The sequence below is a fragment of the Rhizobium sp. BT-226 genome, from assembly GCF_025847085.2.
Taxonomy (GTDB): Bacteria; Pseudomonadota; Alphaproteobacteria; order Rhizobiales; family Rhizobiaceae; genus Rhizobium; species Rhizobium sophorae.
Map to the genome: position 1 here is coordinate 682,852 of NZ_JAOYTI010000001.1, position 16,140 is coordinate 698,991.

Genomic DNA, 16,140 nt, shown 5'->3' on the forward strand with positions numbered 1-16,140 from the left:
GCGGGCCTCGTACGCATCCGGGATTTCACCACATGACGCCGCCGCATAAACCGCACCAGGAAAACCAGGGCTCCCGCCGCATCGGCATGGGCTTTGGCGAATTCGTCGTTACCATCGCCATCATGACCGCCAGCGTCGCTATGGCGATCGACAGCATGCTGCCGGCATTGCCCAATATCGGCCATTCCCTCGGCGTCACCAATACCAACGACGCGCAGCTGATCATCGGCGTGTTCTTCTTAGGCTTCGGCGTCTCGCAGATATTCTTCGGCAGCCTTTCGGATACGTTCGGCCGCCGCAACATCCTGCTCGGCGGCTTGGCCTGCTATATTGTCGGAATGTTTGCCGCCGCAGCGACCGGCAGCTTCGAAATGCTGCTCGTCATGCGCTTCGTTCAGGGTATTGGCGGTGCGGCCGTGCGCATCACAACCATGGCCATCGTCCGCGACTGCTTCGGTGGCCGCGAAATGGCCCGTGTCATGTCCTATGTGATGATCGTCTTCATGATCGTGCCGATCGTTGCCCCATCCGTCGGCCAACTCATCATCCTCTATGCCAACTGGCATTGGATCTTTATCCTGCTCGGGATCATCGCCGCCATCCTGTTTGTCTGGGCTCTCCTGCGGCTGAAGGAATCGCTGCCGCCGGAAGAGCGGCTGCCGCTGTCGGTCGGCTCTGTCGTGGACGGTTTCAAGACCGTGCTCACAAACCGCATCACCTGCGGCTACATGATCGGCCTCACCATGTTCACCGGCGTCATCAGTGCCTATGTGATCTCGGTGCAGCAGGTCTTCGGCGAGGTCTATGGCCTTGGCGACTGGCTGCCGATCGCCTTTGCGGCCACCGCCGGCGGCATCGCCGTCGCCAATTTCGCCAACGGCTTCTTCGTGCGCAAATTCGGCATGCGCCGAATCTCGCACGCCGCCCTGCTGATCTTCACGGCGCTGTCGGCTGTCGGCTTTTTCTATTCGCTGGCCGGCAAGCCGGATTTTGCCATCGCCTACGGCATCTTCACCATCGTACTGATGATGTTTGCCCTGATCGCCACCAATTTCACCGCGATCAGCCTCGAGCCGATGGGTAATCTCGCCGGCACGGCGACCGCCATCACCGGCTTCGTCTCGACGACCTTCGGCGCCATCCTCGGCGGCCTGGTCGGCCAGATGTTCAACGGCACGGTGCAGCCGCTCTTCGGCGGATTCGCCCTCTTCGGCGCGGTGACGATCGCAGCCACCCTCTGGGCCGAAAACGGCAAGCTCTTCACCCATCCGGGAGACAGTCCGCAGCTCGATCCGGGTGCTGCCCATTTCTGAAATGGGAAGCGCCGCCGAAGGCTGATTTTTTGCGACGCTGTGAAATCAGACGGAAAACTGTCGCCTGGATCGGGAGATTGGGGAAGTGCATCGCTGTGCGATCGCCCGTTGACCAAAGCCGGCGGCCATTATATGAGTGAGACAGGTCTGCATCATTTAAGATTTAAGGTCTCCCATGTCGCTTCGCGCCGACGCCGCCGAGAAACGCCAACTCATCGTTGAAACCGCCTATCGCCTCTTCAAACGAGACGGCTTCCACGCCACCGGCATAGACAAGATCATTGCCGAGGCTGCCGTCGCGAAGATGACCATGTATCGGCATTTCCCAAGCAAGGACGGCCTCATTGTCGAGGTTCTGGACTGGCGGGCGGAAAGATTCAAACGCCAACTCGACCGGCTGGCCGAAGCGGCATTGTCGCCGCAAGAGAGCATCCTCGCAATTTTCGAATGGCACGAACGCTGGTTCGACAGTCCGGATTTCCACGGATGCTTGTTTCAGCACGCGCTTGCCGAGTTCGGAAAGCCGAAACATGCAGTGTTCGAGGCGGTCACCCGACAGAAGCGCGATCTTCAGGAACGGCTGCACCGCATCCTGGCGAAATCCATACCGGACGATCGTGCGAAGCAAGCCGCCATGAGCCTGTTCATGCTGATCGAAGGGGCGACCCTCCTCGCGCAGATGGCACAAGGAAAGGAAGCGATCAACAACGCTCGAAGGATCGCGACCGGGATTCTCTTGGCGGAAATACGACAATGAGCGCTATCGTTATCGGCCTGGCGCTCTTTGCAGCGATCCTGCACGCGACCTGGAACGCATTCCTGCGCAGCGGCGGTGATCGGCTAAGGACCGTTACCCTCATGAGTTTTGCCAGTACGACCGTGGCCCTGCCGTTCCTGTTCGTCTATCCCCTGCCGACATCTGACGCGTGGCCCTATATTCTACTCTCGGCCGCTCTTCAGGTGGGTTACAGCGTCTTCCTCGTCGCCGCCTACCGAAATGGAGAACTGGGACAGGTCTACCCGATCGTTCGCGGGACAGTCCCACTTCTGGTGACAATTGGCAGCTTCATCATCGCGGGCGATCGTCTGGATCTTTCCCAATTCGCTGGCGTCGTGCTTGTCGCTCTGGGAATCATGAGCCTGTCGCTTGGCAAAGGCAGAGCTTCTACTGCGTCCAATCTGCTTGCTCTCGCGACCGGGACCATCATCGCCGCCTATGCTACCGTCGATTCCATCGGTGTGCGGCAGACCAGTGCGAGCGGTGCATATACAGCCTGGGTATTGGTGCTCTACGGCACGTTTCTTCCAGCCATGTTCATCGCCATGCGCAGGCGGCTGGTCGTCGATTTTCGAGCGCCGGACACATGGAAGGCGCTTGGCGGCGGACTGGTCGCTATGATCGCCTACGGGGTTGTCATCGCAGCCTTCTCGCTCGGGCCTGCCGGACCGATCACGGCGCTGCGGGAAACGAGCGTTGTTTTCGCCGTCCTGATCGGCTGGCTGTTTCTGAAGGAAACCCTGACGTTTCGGCGCATTCTCGCCTGCTTGATCGTCGCAGCGGGCGCAATTCTGCTCGGACATTAAATTATGCGACGGTACGGCTAGCCCGATCGCTTGGCTTTCCGTGCATTCAGACCGTGAAAACCTCGTGCCGCAACACGTCCCACGAGGCCTTGTCGGGCGCAATCAGCAGCCCGCCGTCAAGATGGTGCGGCAGATAGGGTGAGCCGTCGAAGCGCGCCGCATAGGCGCCGGCCTCCTGCGCAATCAGCGTGCCGGCAAGGTGATCCCAGGGCATCAGCTTGTTGTACATGAGGTAATGCACATGGCCGCCGGCAAAGGTGCGGTATTCGTGGGCCGCACAGCGGTAATTGGTGAGGAAGCGCACCTTGGCAAGATTGCCGAGCACTTCGGCGCGCTTCTGCTGCGGCAGGTAGCCGGTGGAAGCCATGCCGACCATATGCTCCAGTCCCACAGGAGCTGCCACCGAGAGCCGCTGCGCTTCGCCATCCGGCCGCCGCAGCCAGGCGCCGCCGCCCTTTTCCGCCATCACCCAGTCGTCGCCCATCGGATCGTAGATGATACCGGCGACCGTCTCGCCGCCGGACACAACGGAGGCCATGACGCCGAAGGCCGGGATGCCGGCGGCGAAATTGAACGTGCCATCGACCGGATCGACGACGATCGCGAGATCGGCATGTTCGAGCCTGTGGAGCAAATCGGGATCGGCCGCGACTGATTCTTCGCCAAGGAACAGCGCGCCCGGCCAGAGCCTCTCAGCTTCCGCCTTGATCATCCGCTCGGCCTGCTCATCAGCCTCGGTGACGAGATCGGTCGCCTCGCTCTTGGCGCGCACATCGCTCTGACCAAGCCGGCGGAAGCGTGGCAGGATCTCTGCCTTCGCCGCGCGGCGCAACAAATTGGCCAGAACGGTCACGTCAACAGTCGAAGTCATGTCAAATCCTCACGCTTAGGTCTCTTAGGAGAAGCTTGAATCAGATGCCGACGATCTCGCGCCGGATGAGCTGCCAGCTCTCCCGATCGGGCGCAGAGATGATGCCACCCGTCGTCTCGCCGGGGCGATAGGGCGTGCCGTCGAATTTCGCCGTGTGACCGCCGGCCTCCTGATGCGCGAGCACGCCGGCCAGGTGATCCCAGGGCATCAGCTTCGCATGGCCGATAAAATGCATCTTGCCTGAGGCGCAATATTCGTAGGCCGAGCAGTTGAAGGCAAAGGTCATCCGGATCTTTGCCATGTTGGCGCAAATGCGCGCGCGATCCGGTTCGTCCATGTGGCTCCATGACAGGCCACCGACCATCTGGTTCAGGCTAGCAGGCTCAGCGACCTTCAGCTTTGTCGACTGCCCATCCCGACGCGTCAGAAAGGCGCCTGCCCCCTTTATCGCCGTCACCGTGTCACTGAGAACGGGATCATGAATGATGCCGGCGACCGTCTCGCCCTTGATCGTCACCGCCAACATCGTCCCGAAGACGGGAAGCCCGGCGGCGAAATTGAACGTCCCGTCGACAGGGTCAATGACGAAGGCGAGCTCGGCATCGGCAAGTGCCGGCACGACCGAGCGGTCGGCATCATAAGCCTCCTCGCCGACGACGAGTGCTTTGGGAAAGCGCTCTCTCAGCGCCGCGGTGATCCGGTGTTCGGCAAGCACGTCCGCCTGCGTCACCAGATCGATTGCCGAAGTCTTCTCCGAAACATCGGCAGCGCCGAGATTACGGAAACGCGGCATGATCTCGGCTTGCGCCGCTTCCCTGACGCAATCGCCGAGAAAGAGAATATCCTGATCTGAAATAGTCATGCGAAATCCTGTCCGTCATACAATAAGCAGCCTGCTTAGCCGGCCTTTCATGAAGGATCGGTAACACCAAGGGTGGAAAAGTCGAAGAGTTTCGGGTCGAGCAGATGCGACGGGTTCACATGCGAAAGCGCCCGTAGCATCGTATCCTTACGTCCCGGCATCCGCCGCTCGATATCGGCGAGCATGTCCTTCATCGCATTGCGCTGCAGCCCGTCCTGCGAGCCGCAGAGATCGCAGGGGATGATCGGAAACTGCATGGCGGCGGCGAATTTCGCGAGGTCATCCTCGGCGGCATAGGCAAGCGGGCGCAGCACCATCAGGTCGCCCTCGTCGTTCAGAAGCTTCGCCGGCATCGAGGCAAGCCGCCCGCCATGGAAGAAATTCATGAAGAAGGTTTCGAGAATGTCTTCGCGGTGGTGGCCGAGCACCAGAGCATCGCAGCCCTCTTCGCGCGCCACGCGGTAGAGATTGCCGCGCCGCAGCCGCGAACAGAGCGAGCAATAGGTGGCGCCTTCAGGCACCTTCTCCTTCACGATCGAATAGGTGTCGCGATATTCGATCCGATGCCGGACGCCGATCTTCGTCAGATAGTCCGGCAGCACGTGCTTCGGGAAATTCGGCTGTCCCTGGTCGAGATTGCAGGCGATCAGTTCGACCGGCAGCAGGCCGCGCCATTTGAGATCGAGCAGCAGTGCCAGCAGCCCATAGGAATCCTTGCCGCCGGAAAGGCCGATCAGCCAGCGCTTCTGGCCCTTCAGCATGTCGAAATCGTCGAAGGCCTGACGCACCTGCCGCAGCAGCCGCTTTCGCAGCTTGTTGAAGGAGACGGAACGCGGCGCATCGGCAAACAGCGCATGTCCGCTGGCGTCGGCCTCGCTACTCTCCAACTCGTCGGCGATATTGGTTGCGATATTCATTGCTTCGTCCTACCGAAATTCCACACTTGCTCTAGCAGAAACCCGCCTGGCAACACAGCTTCAATCGCCGAAAACCGACCAGCCGGTGCGCGCTGCGAGCATTTCCAGCGCCGCGGCGCCGAGCTGCGAATTGCCGACCTTGTTCAGCCCCGGCGACCACACCGCGATCGAGGCGATGCCCGGCGCCACCGCGAAAATGCCGCCTCCGACGCCGCTCTTGCCGGGCAGGCCGACATGATAGGCGAAATCACCCGAGCCGTCGTAATGGCCGCAGGTCAGCATCAGCGCATTGATGCGCCGGGCCCGCTTCGGCGAGACCACCGAATGGCCAGTCGTCGGATTGCTGCCGCGCGCCGCCAGGAACAGCCCGGCGCGGGCGAGCTGCTCGCAGCTCATCGACAGCGCGCATTGATGGAAATAAACGCCGAGCACGTGGTCGACGGGATGGTCGAGATTGCGGTAGGCGCGCATGAAGTTGGCAAGCGCGAAATTGCGGTATCCCGTCTGGGTTTCCGAGCGCGCCACCTTGTCGTCGATGGTGATCGACTCGTCATCGGCCAGATAACGCACGAAGCGCAACAGCTCGCCGATTGCCTCGCGCGGGGCATGGCCGGCCATGACGACGTCGCTGACGGCGATCGCACCGGCATTGATGAAGGGGTTGCGGGGGATGCCGCTCTCGTGCTCGAGCTGGACGATCGAGTTGAAAGCCGATCCGGAGGGTTCGCGCCCGACGCGCTTCCACAGCCCCTCGCCGACCTTGCCGAGCGCCAGCGTCAGCATGAAGACCTTCGATATGCTCTGGATCGAGAAGGCGATGTCGGCATCGCCGACGCGATAGACTTTGCCGTCGACGGTGACGATCGCCATGCCGAACTGCTTCGGATCGACCTTGGCGAGCTCGGGAATATAATCCGCGACCTTGCCCTCGCCGATCCGCGGCTGGATATCGGCGTAGATGCTATCGAGGGTCGCCTGCAAATCTGCCATTGCTTCTCTCCAGATCGCAAAAAAGCCGCTCGAAAGAGCGGCTTTCCGTATATCGACGCATGCTGTTGTCTCGCAATCGGTTTCGACTGCGAGACGAAGGCATTAACGCGAATAGAATTCGACGACCAGGTGCGGTTCCATGACGACCGGGAACGGAACGTCGCTGAGCGTCGGAACGCGGCCGAAGGTTGCGACCATCTTGTTGTGATCGACTTCGATATAGTCGGGAACGTCACGCTCTGCGAGGCTGACGGCTTCCAGAACGATTACCAGCTGCTTCGACTTTTCGCGAACTTCGATGACGTCGCCGGCCTTGCAACGGTAGGAACCGATGTTCACGCGCACACCGTTGACGGTGACGTGACCATGGTTGACGAACTGGCGGGCAGCAAAGACCGTCGGGACGAACTTGGCGCGATAGACGATTGCGTCGAGGCGCGATTCCAAGAGGCCGATCAGGTTTTCAGACGTGTCGCCCTTGCGGCGGTCGGCTTCGGCGAAGATCGCGCGGAACTGCTTTTCGCGCAGGTCACCGTAGTAACCCTTGAGCTTCTGCTTGGCGCGCAGCTGCACACCGAAGTCCGAAAGCTTGCCCTTGCGGCGCTGGCCGTGCTGGCCCGGGCCATATTCGCGGCGGTTCACCGGGGACTTCGGACGACCCCAGATATTTTCGCCCATACGGCGGTCAATTTTGTACTTGGACGATTCGCGCTTGCTCATCGTATTTCCTTTCAAAGGTTTATGACGGTTTGTTGCCAAACCGCACGAAGGAAACACGCCCTCCTCTGGTCTCTTCCAAGACCTGACAGGATGTTCCGGTTAGCGAACAGGAACGATCCACGGGACATGTCAAATGAAACACCGGACATTGCTGCCCGGTGCTTGCGGCGGTCTTTAGAGGCCCGTCATGAAAATGTCAACAGCAGCAACCTGGAAAGCGCCACTATTCCGCCGCCAGCGGTTGGTCCCCGCCAGCATCAGGTGCGTTGGCGTCGCCCGGCGCCGTCTGACAGTCCATGTCCGGGAAGGCGACGATACGCTTGCCGGAAAAATCGGCGTGCACGACGATGATGCCCTGCTCCTCGAAATAGCCAAGCAGGCGCCGCGCTCGGCGGGCGGAATGGGTGCCGTAGGCGCGGGCGACGCGCGCGTCCGAGGGGCATGGCTCGCCGCAGACGGCGGCCTTGGCAAGCATCAGGAAAACGCCTTGCAGGTCATCGGTGACGGCTGATGACAGCGACAGCGCCGTCGCCCAGGCATCGGTCGCGGCCGTTCCCGCATCGACGCCGGAGCGCGAAATCGCCACCCGCCGGCGGAAATCCGGCAGCGCGATCGGCGGTCCCGGCACCCGGCGCATGCGCAGCCGGACCAGAAAATCCTGGTAGAGCACCGAATCGGTACGGAAGGCGGAGGTGGGATCGTCGAGGATTTCGGCAAGCACACCGGCAAGCCGCTCCTCCCGCTCCTCGGCGGAGACTTCCACCTGGCTGGCCCTCGCCTCGGCAGGTGCAGCCGATGCCGCCGGCGTCGAGCGCGAGAGTTCGGCCAGAATATCGGTCGTCGGCCGCGGCGCCGGCGGGGCGCGGCGCACCAGCGGGCGTTGGAATTCCTCCGGATCGGGCGTGAAGATCAGGTCTTCCACATCCTGAGGCGCATCCGGCAGCGGCATCAGCTTCGGGCTGGAAGAGCGCGCCGAGGTCTCGACATTGCCGATCTGGATCGGCAGCGGCCGGCGCGACAATGCCGGACCGAGCGCTACGAAATGGCCGCGCTTGAGATCTCGGAACATTTCCGCCTGGCGACGGTCCATGCCGAGCAGGTCTGCGGCGCGCGCCATGTCGATATCGAGGAAGGTGCGGCCCATCAGGAAGTTCGAGGCTTCAGCCGCCACGTTCTTTGCAAGCTTGGCAAGACGCTGTGTGGCTATGACGCCGGCAAGTCCGCGCTTTCGCCCGCGACACATGAGATTGGTCATGGCACCGAGCGAAGCCTTGCGCGCATCTTCCGACACGTCGCCGCCGACCGACGGCGCAAACATCTGCGCTTCGTCGACCACGACGAGAACAGGATACCAATATTCGCGATCGGCATCGAACATGCCGTTGAGGAAGGCGGCCGCCGCCCGCATCTGCTGCTCGATATCAAGCCCTTCCAGCGTCAGCACGCAGGATACGCGGTGCTGGCGGATACGGTTGGCAATGCCGGCAAGCTCGGCCTCGGTGCGCTCACCGTCGACGACGACATGGCCGTACCTGTCGCTGAGTGTGACGAAATCACCCTCGGGATCGATGATGACCTGTTGCACCCATTGCGCCGATTGCTCGAGCAGGCGGCGCAGCAGATGCGACTTGCCCGATCCGGAATTGCCCTGAACGAGCAGGCGTGTCGCCAGCAGCTCCTCGATATCGAGCGTCGCCGGAGCGCCGGACGCCAGTCCCATATCGATGCCAACCTGCACGTCCAATTCCCCTTACAAATTCCCGGCCCGTCTCTAGCAGATTCGCAGCCGCTGTTGTCGTCAAACCGTCAAGAACCCACAGGGAAAGTCAGCCTTGGGAAATAGGTTTTTACACCGCCTCGCGCTCAACGAGGTCGGCCACCATGTCCTTCTGCATCGGAATCAGCAAACGGGTGCAGAGCAGGCTGACGAAAAGCGGTATCAGCAAGACCGCAAGCCCCACACGCAAGCCCAGGAGTTCGCCGAGAAAGCCGATGATCGGCGGCCCGATGAGAAAGCCGCTCAGGGCTGCGAAGGAGAGCGTCGCAACGCTTGACGCGGGCGGGCGGTCGGTCAGCGAAGCGACGGCTGTCACCGCAAGCGGAAACCCGACCGAGACGCCGACACCGACTGCGGCAAAGCCGATGAGGGCAAGCGGCGTCGCGGGCGCAAGGAGAACGACGAGCATGCCGGCAAGCGAGGCGATGCCGCAGCCGCGGGCAATGGCAACCGCGCCGAAGCGGCCTTTCATGTAATCACCGCTGAAGCGCCCCGCCGCAACCATGAAAGCGAAAACCGAATAACCAAGGCCGGTTTGCGCGCCCTCGGCATGCATGACATCGCGGAGGTAAATCGCCGACCAATCGGCGATCGCACCTTCGGTCATGGTCACGCCGAAGACGAAGGCGCAGATCCCGAGCAGCGCAAGGCTTGGCGGCTTGAAGCCGGTCTTTGCCTGCGAATTCTCCGCATGGTGACTTTCCGGAAATTTCGGCAGGCGCAGGCTGGCAATCAGCGCCACCGGCAGGATGACGATCGCCGTGATCAGGATCGACCAGTGCGGCGAAAGCCCGATTGCTATGGCACCAACACCGATCAGGCTGCCGGCCATGATGCCGAAGCTCCAGAAGCCGTGGCAGCGGCTCATGATGATCAGCCCCGTCGCCTTCTCCGTCACATCGGCCTCGACATTCATGCCGAGTTCCACCGTCGAAAGCGCGACCCCAACGACAATCAAGGCGAAGAACAGAAGCATGACGCTGGGCGCGAAGGCTGGAAGCGAAACCACGGCAAGAAAGAAGATGAAACCATAGATAATCGCCATGCGCCCGCCGATGCGCGAGACGAGGCGGCCGGCAAACGGCAGGATGATCAGCGTGCCGATCGGCAATCCCAGAAGTGCGACGGCCAGATCGGCGGTGCCGAGTTCAAGCTTCGCCTGGATATCGGGAATGCGCGGTAACCAGGCACCAAAGGCTATCGGCTGCAGAAAGAAGATCAGCATGACAAGTCTTTGCAGCGGCACGGTGCATCCCTTTATGTAATTAGCGGACACCCGCCTGCGATTCCCCGGAGATCTTGCGCGATGACATCGGTGAAATAAAGCGCGCAATGCCTTATCGCGTGCTGAGACCGAAACCCTGCATCAGTCGGCGCGTCGCAAAGTCGGGATTGCCGGATGTAAAGACGGCAAAGTCGAAGTTATCGGGGTGAACAGCATCGGCGATCTGCGGAACCAGTGTGCGCGCCCGCCGGGCAATGGCTTCTGCCGGATCCAGCCAGTCCACCGGCCAAGGCGCCAGTCTGCGGAATAGGTTCGCCATGAAGGGATAATGCGTGCAGGCGAGCACGACGATATCGGTCCTCTGACTGTCCTTCTCGACGAAACATTGGTCAATTTCGGCAAGCACCGCGTCGTCGGAGACAGCGCCACCCCGGATATAGGCCTCGGCCATGCGCGCAAGGTTCTCCGAGCCGACGAGGCGAACATGGCATTGCTGCGCGAAGGACTGGATGAGATCGCGCGTATAGGCACGCTTGACCGTGCCCGGCGTCGCGAGCACCGAGACCAGGCCGGACCGCGTGCGCTCCGCCGCCGGTTTGATCGCCGGCACGGTGCCGACGAAGGTCATCTGAGGAAAGGCGGCGCGCAGATCGGCACCAACAAGCGTGAAGGCGGTGTTGCAGGCGATGATGCAGACTTCGGGATCGTGCTCCTCAAGCAGCCGGCCGAAAAGCCCGATCACCCGCTCCTTCAGCGCCTGCTCTTCCCAGCCGCCGTAGGGGAAACCGGCATCGTCGGCGACATAAATGAAGCCGCGTTCCGGCATCAGCACGCGCGCCTCGCGCAAGACGGTCAGCCCGCCAATGCCGGAATCGAAGACGAGGACGGGTTTCAGCTCATGCGTCGGCGCTGTCATCTGGCGGTGTTTCCTTGGCCGCTGTCGGGAACCGGCCGCCGCGCGGGCTCTTGCGCGAGAAGCGGTCGAGGGAGGAGATGACGCCGCGCAACACGCTGATTTCCTGCTCCGTGAAGGCCCGGCGGGAGAGAACAGCGCGCAGATTGTCGACCATTTTCGGCTTTTTCCCGGCAGGATGGAAATAACCGCGCGCATCGAGCGCCTCTTCCAGCTGGTCGAACAGGCCGAACAGCTGTTCCTTGGTCGAAGGCGTCTGCCCCATCGCCTGGAAGGGCACGGCGCCAAGATCCTCCATGCCGGATTTCATCCATTCATAAGACATCAGCAGCACGGCCTGGGCAATGTTCAGCGACGCGAAAGCCGGATTGACGGGAAAGGTGACGATCTCGTCGGCAAGCGCGACCTCCTCGTTGGTCAGCCCCCAGCGCTCACGGCCGAAAAGGATGCCGGTCCCCTCGCCCGCGCGGAACCTGGTCCTCAGCGTTTCGGCGGCGATGACGGGTGAACGCACCGGCTTGTAACCGTCGCGCTCACGCGCCGTCGTCGCATAGACGAAGTTGAGATCGGCGACGGCCTGCTCCAGCGTGTCGTAGACCTTGGTCGCCTCGATCACGTGATCGGCCTTGGAGGCGGTCGCCAGCGCCTTCTCGTTCGGCCAGCCGTCGCGCGGATTGACGAGGCGCAGTTCTGCAAGGCCGAAATTCGCCATGGCGCGCGCCACCATGCCGATATTCTCGCCCATCTGCGGCTCGACCAGAATGATGGCCGGCCCTTCGGCCAGAAGTTGACGTTCGCTGTTGGTGCCTGCCATGATCTTATCCCTGTCTCGAGCGCGCAATAGCCTCGCCCGGTGCAAACGGCAAGACATCAGCCTGCGGATAGAGCCTTTCCAGCGCCGAACCGATCATTTCGAGCCCGAGTCTGGCGCCCTCGCGCGACAGCGGCAGATGCCGTCCTGTCGTGCGCGACGCCGTACGCTCGATGAAGAAACAGGTCGAGCCACGCGGGGCGGCATCCCTGGTCAGCGCCAGATCCGCCGCGATCAGCCTCTTCAGCTCGTCGGCCTCGGCCGATGCTGCGTAGCTCTTCGCCAGGATGCGCGCCCAATAGGTGCAGGAGAGGAAGATCGCCAGCGTCTGGCGGATCTGGCCGGGCCGCGTCACCACCGACCAGGACGAGCCGAGCGGCCGCGCCGCCACCGTTACGTCGCGGTAGCAGGCATCGATCTTCTGCGACAGCGCAATCAGCGCAAAACCGCTCTTGCCTTTGCCGATCGCGCTCAACAACTCGTCCAGCGCCTGAAACCAGCGGGCGAGTGCTGCATCAAGCGCGCCACGCGTGCGTGCGGGAAAGACGAGGAAGGCGACCGCTGTCCCGGCCACCGCGCCGATCACGGTCTCCCCGATGCGCAATTGCAGGAGATCGAGCGTCAGCACCCCGGTCATGCCGTAGACCAGGCAGAGCACGATTGAGATGAAGAAGGTCATCGTCGCATAGGAGACCTGCAGGAAATAGAAGGCGAGGAAGATGCAGGCGGCCGCTACCGGAATGGCGATGACCAGTTGACCCGAAATCAGCGTCGCCAGCGCAAGGCCGATGGCAATCCCGAACACCGTGCCCAGCGAGCGCGACAGCGCCTTCATCGCCGTATCGCCGCGTGAATTGGTGTTGGTGAAGACGAGGAAGGCGGCCAGCACCGCCCAGAACCAGCGTTCGCGCGACAGAAGCAGACCGAAGCCCATGGCGAGTGCCGAGGCGAGCGTGATCTGCAGCGCCGAGCGCAGCAGCGGATTGGCAAAGGAAAAGTCGATCTTTTCAGGCTGCGCCGTGTCCTTGACGGCATCGATGCCGGCAAAGCCGGAAGCCTGCCCCTCGCCAATCGCCTGCGTCAATTGCTGCCGCGCCTCGCCGAGCCAGAGCAGCGCCCGCACGGTTTCGCCCTGCGGCTCGTCCTTGATGGCTTCCGCCATGGCACTATAGGGTGCTAGTTCAGTCGCATCCGCCTCGATCACCGCATGAACGAGCGCAAAGGGCGGCAGGCTCTGAAAACTCACCACGATCGCGCTTTCGGCAGCGAGATGCGCATCGAAGAGCCGGATCGCCAGTTCCGCGGCGGGATCGGAAGCACCGTCGAAGACGCCGGCCGGCGGGCGCGGGATGAAGGTTTCGGCCATCAGCACCACTTCCTTCAGCCGGTCCTCCAGCTGGCGCAGCTCCTGCCGGTCGGCCTCGCCGATATGACCGCTGCCGGCAAGGGTGGCGAGCTTGAAGAGGATCTGGTTGATCCGGCCGCGCACGCTTTCGAGCGAGCGCAGCAGGTCGCGCCGCCAATCATCCGGCAGAAGCACCGCCCTCACCACATGGCCGACCAGCACCGCGACGACGGGGCCGGTCGCCACATAAGGCAGCTCGGCAAGCGAAGGCTGGAAATAGGCGCCCATGAAATAGGAGGTGAAGGCGAACATGCCGATTGCGAAACCGCGCGGCCCGAACACCCGCCCAGCCGATGCGAGCGCGATCACCACCAGGAAGACGAGATCGGAGAGAAAACGTCGATCCTCCAGCCCCGCGGCGATGGCGACGACGGCAATGCTCGCGAGACAGCCGAAAAGCCGAGTCACCAGCTGGCGCGAATTGCCCTTGTCGCGCACCGCCACCCCACCTTCGATCGACAGTACGATGCCGAGACCGAAGGCCGCCGTCGGCAGCGGCACGATGAACATCTGGATGGCAAACAGGATGGCAAAGGAAAGGACGATCGTCAGCGTCACCCGCGAGGCCATGCGCAGGCGCGAAAGCGCCGGATCGTTGGCAAGCAGCCAGTCGCGGAACTGAAAACCGGAAAACAAATGCAAGAGCCCCTCATGCCGCCCAGGGATCAACAGATACCGCCGCAAGAGCGGAAATCAAACCGCCCGAGATCGAATCTCGATGCTCTTGAACGTCCCGCGCCTATTGGCCCTTGGCAATCAGCGCCATCGTTGTCTTCAGGGAATCGCGCGCCTGCGTTTCGATATTCTCGGTGACGATATCGTCGATGACGGGCTTGCCGCCTTCCTCGACCACCTCGAAACGAACGGTCGTATAATCCTTGGCATCGGGCGCATGCGAACAGGCGGATTTCTTGAAGCGCACGGTCACCTCGGCCACGCCGTCGACCACAGGCGCTGCCACCATCGTCAGATCCTCCAGCGGGCAGGCATCCTGGCCATTGACGATGACGTCGTAGTCGAAGGGCGAAATGCCATCGTCGTCGACGGCGGGAAACTGCGCCGCCGCCTGGTATTTCGCGACGAAATCGCGGCTGTAGAGATGATCAAGCCGGCTCGCGTCGAAGATGTCGGTCCAGTCGCTGTTATTGTCGGCCCAGTTGCTCCTGGTCGCATCCATGATCTCCTTCACGGGAGCGGTGATGTCAGCGGCATCACCGATGTCGGCGCCAGCATGGCTGGCGCCCGAAAAGGCGATAAGGCATGCGATAACAACGGCGATTGTCTTCATGGTCGAATGTCCGGAGCGGTAGATCGAGGCGGACACTAGCTAAATTTCAGCGCCTGGCAATGCCGGCAAAAACGCATTGTCGAACCCCTTGCAGCTTTGCGTTCCCGGTTCACAATGCTATAGCGCTCCTCATCACATCACCCACCCGGGACTCCGTCCCCATTCAAGCTCGAACGAGGCAGATACATGAACAAGATCAAGGTCGCCAATCCCGTCGCCGATCTCGACGGCGATGAAATGACGCGCATCATCTGGCAGCTCATCAAGGATAAGCTGATCCATCCGTATCTCGACCTCGACATCGACTATTTCGACCTGTCCGTCGAAAACCGCGACGCCACCAACGACCAGGTGACCGTCGATGCCGCCAACGCCATCAAGAAGTACGGCGTCGGCATCAAGTGCGCGACGATCACGCCGGATGAAGCCCGCGTCAAGGAATTCAACCTCAAGGAAATGTGGAAGAGCCCGAACGGCACGATCCGCAACATCCTCGGCGGCGTCATCTTCCGCGAGCCGATCATCTGCAAGAATGTGCCGCGCCTGGTTCCAGGCTGGACCAAGCCGATCGTCGTCGGCCGTCACGCCTTCGGCGACCAGTACCGCGCCACCGATTTCAAGTTCCCCGGCAAGGGCAAGCTGACGATCAAGTTCGTCGGCGAAGACGGCACCGTCATCGAGAAGGAAGTCTTCAACGCACCGGGCGCCGGCGTTGCCATGGCCATGTACAACCTCGACGAATCGATCCGCGAATTTGCCCGCGCTTCGATGATGTACGGCCTGATGCGCAAGTGGCCGGTCTATCTGTCGACAAAGAACACCATCCTCAAGGCTTATGACGGCCGCTTCAAGGACATCTTCGAGGAAGTTTTCGAGACCGAATTCAAGGATCAGTTCAAGGAAGCCGGCATCACCTATGAACACCGCCTGATCGACGACATGGTCGCCTCGGCGCTCAAGTGGTCCGGCGGCTACGTCTGGGCCTGCAAGAACTATGACGGCGACGTCCAGTCCGATACCGTTGCCCAGGGCTTCGGCTCGCTCGGCCTGATGACCTCGGTTCTGCTGACGCCCGACGGCAAGACGGTCGAAGCCGAAGCCGCGCACGGCACGGTCACCCGTCACTACCGCCAGCATCAGAAGGGCCAGGAAACCTCGACGAACTCGATCGCCTCGATCTTCGCCTGGACCCGTGGCCTGGCGCATCGCGCCAAGCTCGACGACAATGCCGAGCTTGCCCGCTTCGCCGCAACGCTGGAAAAGGTCTGCGTCGACACCGTCGAATCCGGCTTCATGACCAAGGACCTGGCGCTGCTCATCGGCCCCGATCAGCCGTGGCTCTCCACCACCGCCTTCCTCGACAAGATCGACCAGAACCTGCAGAAGGCCATGGCGTAAGCCGGTCTTTCCGAGATAACATCGAAGCGGCGGGGATTTCCCCGCCGTTTTATTTTGGGAGAATGA

The 16,140-nt window shown here is 61.9% G+C and carries 15 protein-coding genes; 4 read left to right on the top strand and 11 right to left on the bottom strand.

Annotated features, from left to right (window positions below):
* Window positions 1-32 precede the first annotated feature (32 nt).
* From OIU37_RS03615 to OIU37_RS03625, 3 genes are all read left to right on the top strand, one after another.
* Window positions 33-1,313 (top strand): multidrug effflux MFS transporter, encoded by a 1,281-nt coding sequence (locus OIU37_RS03615; RefSeq protein ID WP_182210185.1) that lies wholly within the window; start codon window positions 33-35, stop codon window positions 1,311-1,313.
* Window positions 1,314-1,488: 175 nt separating this feature from the next.
* Window positions 1,489-2,070, top strand: coding sequence for a TetR/AcrR family transcriptional regulator (locus OIU37_RS03620; protein WP_182210184.1), 582 nt, complete (start codon window positions 1,489-1,491; stop codon window positions 2,068-2,070).
* Entirely contained in the window at window positions 2,067-2,897 is an 831-nt protein-coding gene (locus OIU37_RS03625; RefSeq protein ID WP_182210183.1) for a DMT family transporter, read from the top strand. The genes OIU37_RS03620 and OIU37_RS03625 overlap by 4 nt, the downstream gene beginning before the upstream one ends.
* 46 nt (window positions 2,898-2,943) lie before the next feature.
* Here the strand turns inward: OIU37_RS03625 and OIU37_RS03630 are convergent, their stop codons facing one another.
* The 11 genes from OIU37_RS03630 to OIU37_RS03680 form a co-directional block, all read right to left on the bottom strand.
* Window positions 2,944-3,768, bottom strand: a complete 825-nt coding sequence (locus OIU37_RS03630; protein ID WP_264255755.1) for an inositol monophosphatase family protein — start codon at window positions 3,766-3,768, stop codon at window positions 2,944-2,946.
* A gap of 40 nt (window positions 3,769-3,808) precedes the next feature.
* Window positions 3,809-4,630, bottom strand: a complete 822-nt coding sequence (locus OIU37_RS03635) for an inositol monophosphatase (RefSeq protein ID WP_264255756.1) — start codon at window positions 4,628-4,630, stop codon at window positions 3,809-3,811.
* Window positions 4,631-4,677: 47 nt separating this feature from the next.
* Complete coding sequence (gene ttcA, locus OIU37_RS03640; protein WP_264255758.1) at window positions 4,678-5,547, bottom strand: tRNA 2-thiocytidine(32) synthetase TtcA; 870 nt, start codon at window positions 5,545-5,547, stop codon at window positions 4,678-4,680.
* Window positions 5,548-5,607: 60 nt separating this feature from the next.
* A complete protein-coding gene (locus OIU37_RS03645; RefSeq protein WP_003540105.1) occupies window positions 5,608-6,537 on the bottom strand; it encodes a glutaminase in 930 nt (309 codons plus the stop codon).
* Between the two features lie 102 nt (window positions 6,538-6,639).
* A complete protein-coding gene (gene rpsD / locus OIU37_RS03650; RefSeq protein WP_003586216.1) occupies window positions 6,640-7,257 on the bottom strand; it encodes a 30S ribosomal protein S4 in 618 nt (205 codons plus the stop codon).
* Window positions 7,258-7,480: 223 nt separating this feature from the next.
* A complete protein-coding gene (locus OIU37_RS03655; protein ID WP_264255765.1) occupies window positions 7,481-8,995 on the bottom strand; it encodes an ATP-binding protein in 1,515 nt (504 codons plus the stop codon).
* Between the two features lie 109 nt (window positions 8,996-9,104).
* On the bottom strand, window positions 9,105-10,280 hold the full coding sequence (locus OIU37_RS03660; RefSeq protein WP_264255767.1) for an MFS transporter: 1,176 nt from the start codon (window positions 10,278-10,280) through the stop codon (window positions 9,105-9,107).
* A 91-nt stretch (window positions 10,281-10,371) separates the two neighbouring features.
* Window positions 10,372-11,175 (bottom strand): glutamate racemase, encoded by an 804-nt coding sequence (murI, locus tag OIU37_RS03665; protein ID WP_264255768.1) that lies wholly within the window; start codon window positions 11,173-11,175, stop codon window positions 10,372-10,374.
* On the bottom strand, window positions 11,156-11,986 hold the full coding sequence (locus OIU37_RS03670) for an RNA methyltransferase (RefSeq protein ID WP_171602628.1): 831 nt from the start codon (window positions 11,984-11,986) through the stop codon (window positions 11,156-11,158). The genes murI and OIU37_RS03670 overlap by 20 nt, the downstream gene beginning before the upstream one ends.
* 4 nt (window positions 11,987-11,990) lie before the next feature.
* The gene (locus OIU37_RS03675; RefSeq protein WP_264255770.1) at window positions 11,991-14,030 is read right to left on the bottom strand and encodes an FUSC family protein; all 2,040 of its coding nucleotides are present in this window, start codon (window positions 14,028-14,030) and stop codon (window positions 11,991-11,993) included.
* Window positions 14,031-14,127: 97 nt separating this feature from the next.
* On the bottom strand, window positions 14,128-14,676 hold the full coding sequence (locus tag OIU37_RS03680; RefSeq protein WP_171602630.1) for a hypothetical protein: 549 nt from the start codon (window positions 14,674-14,676) through the stop codon (window positions 14,128-14,130).
* Window positions 14,677-14,862: 186 nt separating this feature from the next.
* Here OIU37_RS03680 and OIU37_RS03685 point away from each other — a divergent pair, with 186 nt between their 5' ends.
* Entirely contained in the window at window positions 14,863-16,074 is a 1,212-nt protein-coding gene (locus OIU37_RS03685) for an NADP-dependent isocitrate dehydrogenase (protein WP_240603179.1), read from the top strand.
* Window positions 16,075-16,140 lie beyond the last annotated feature (66 nt).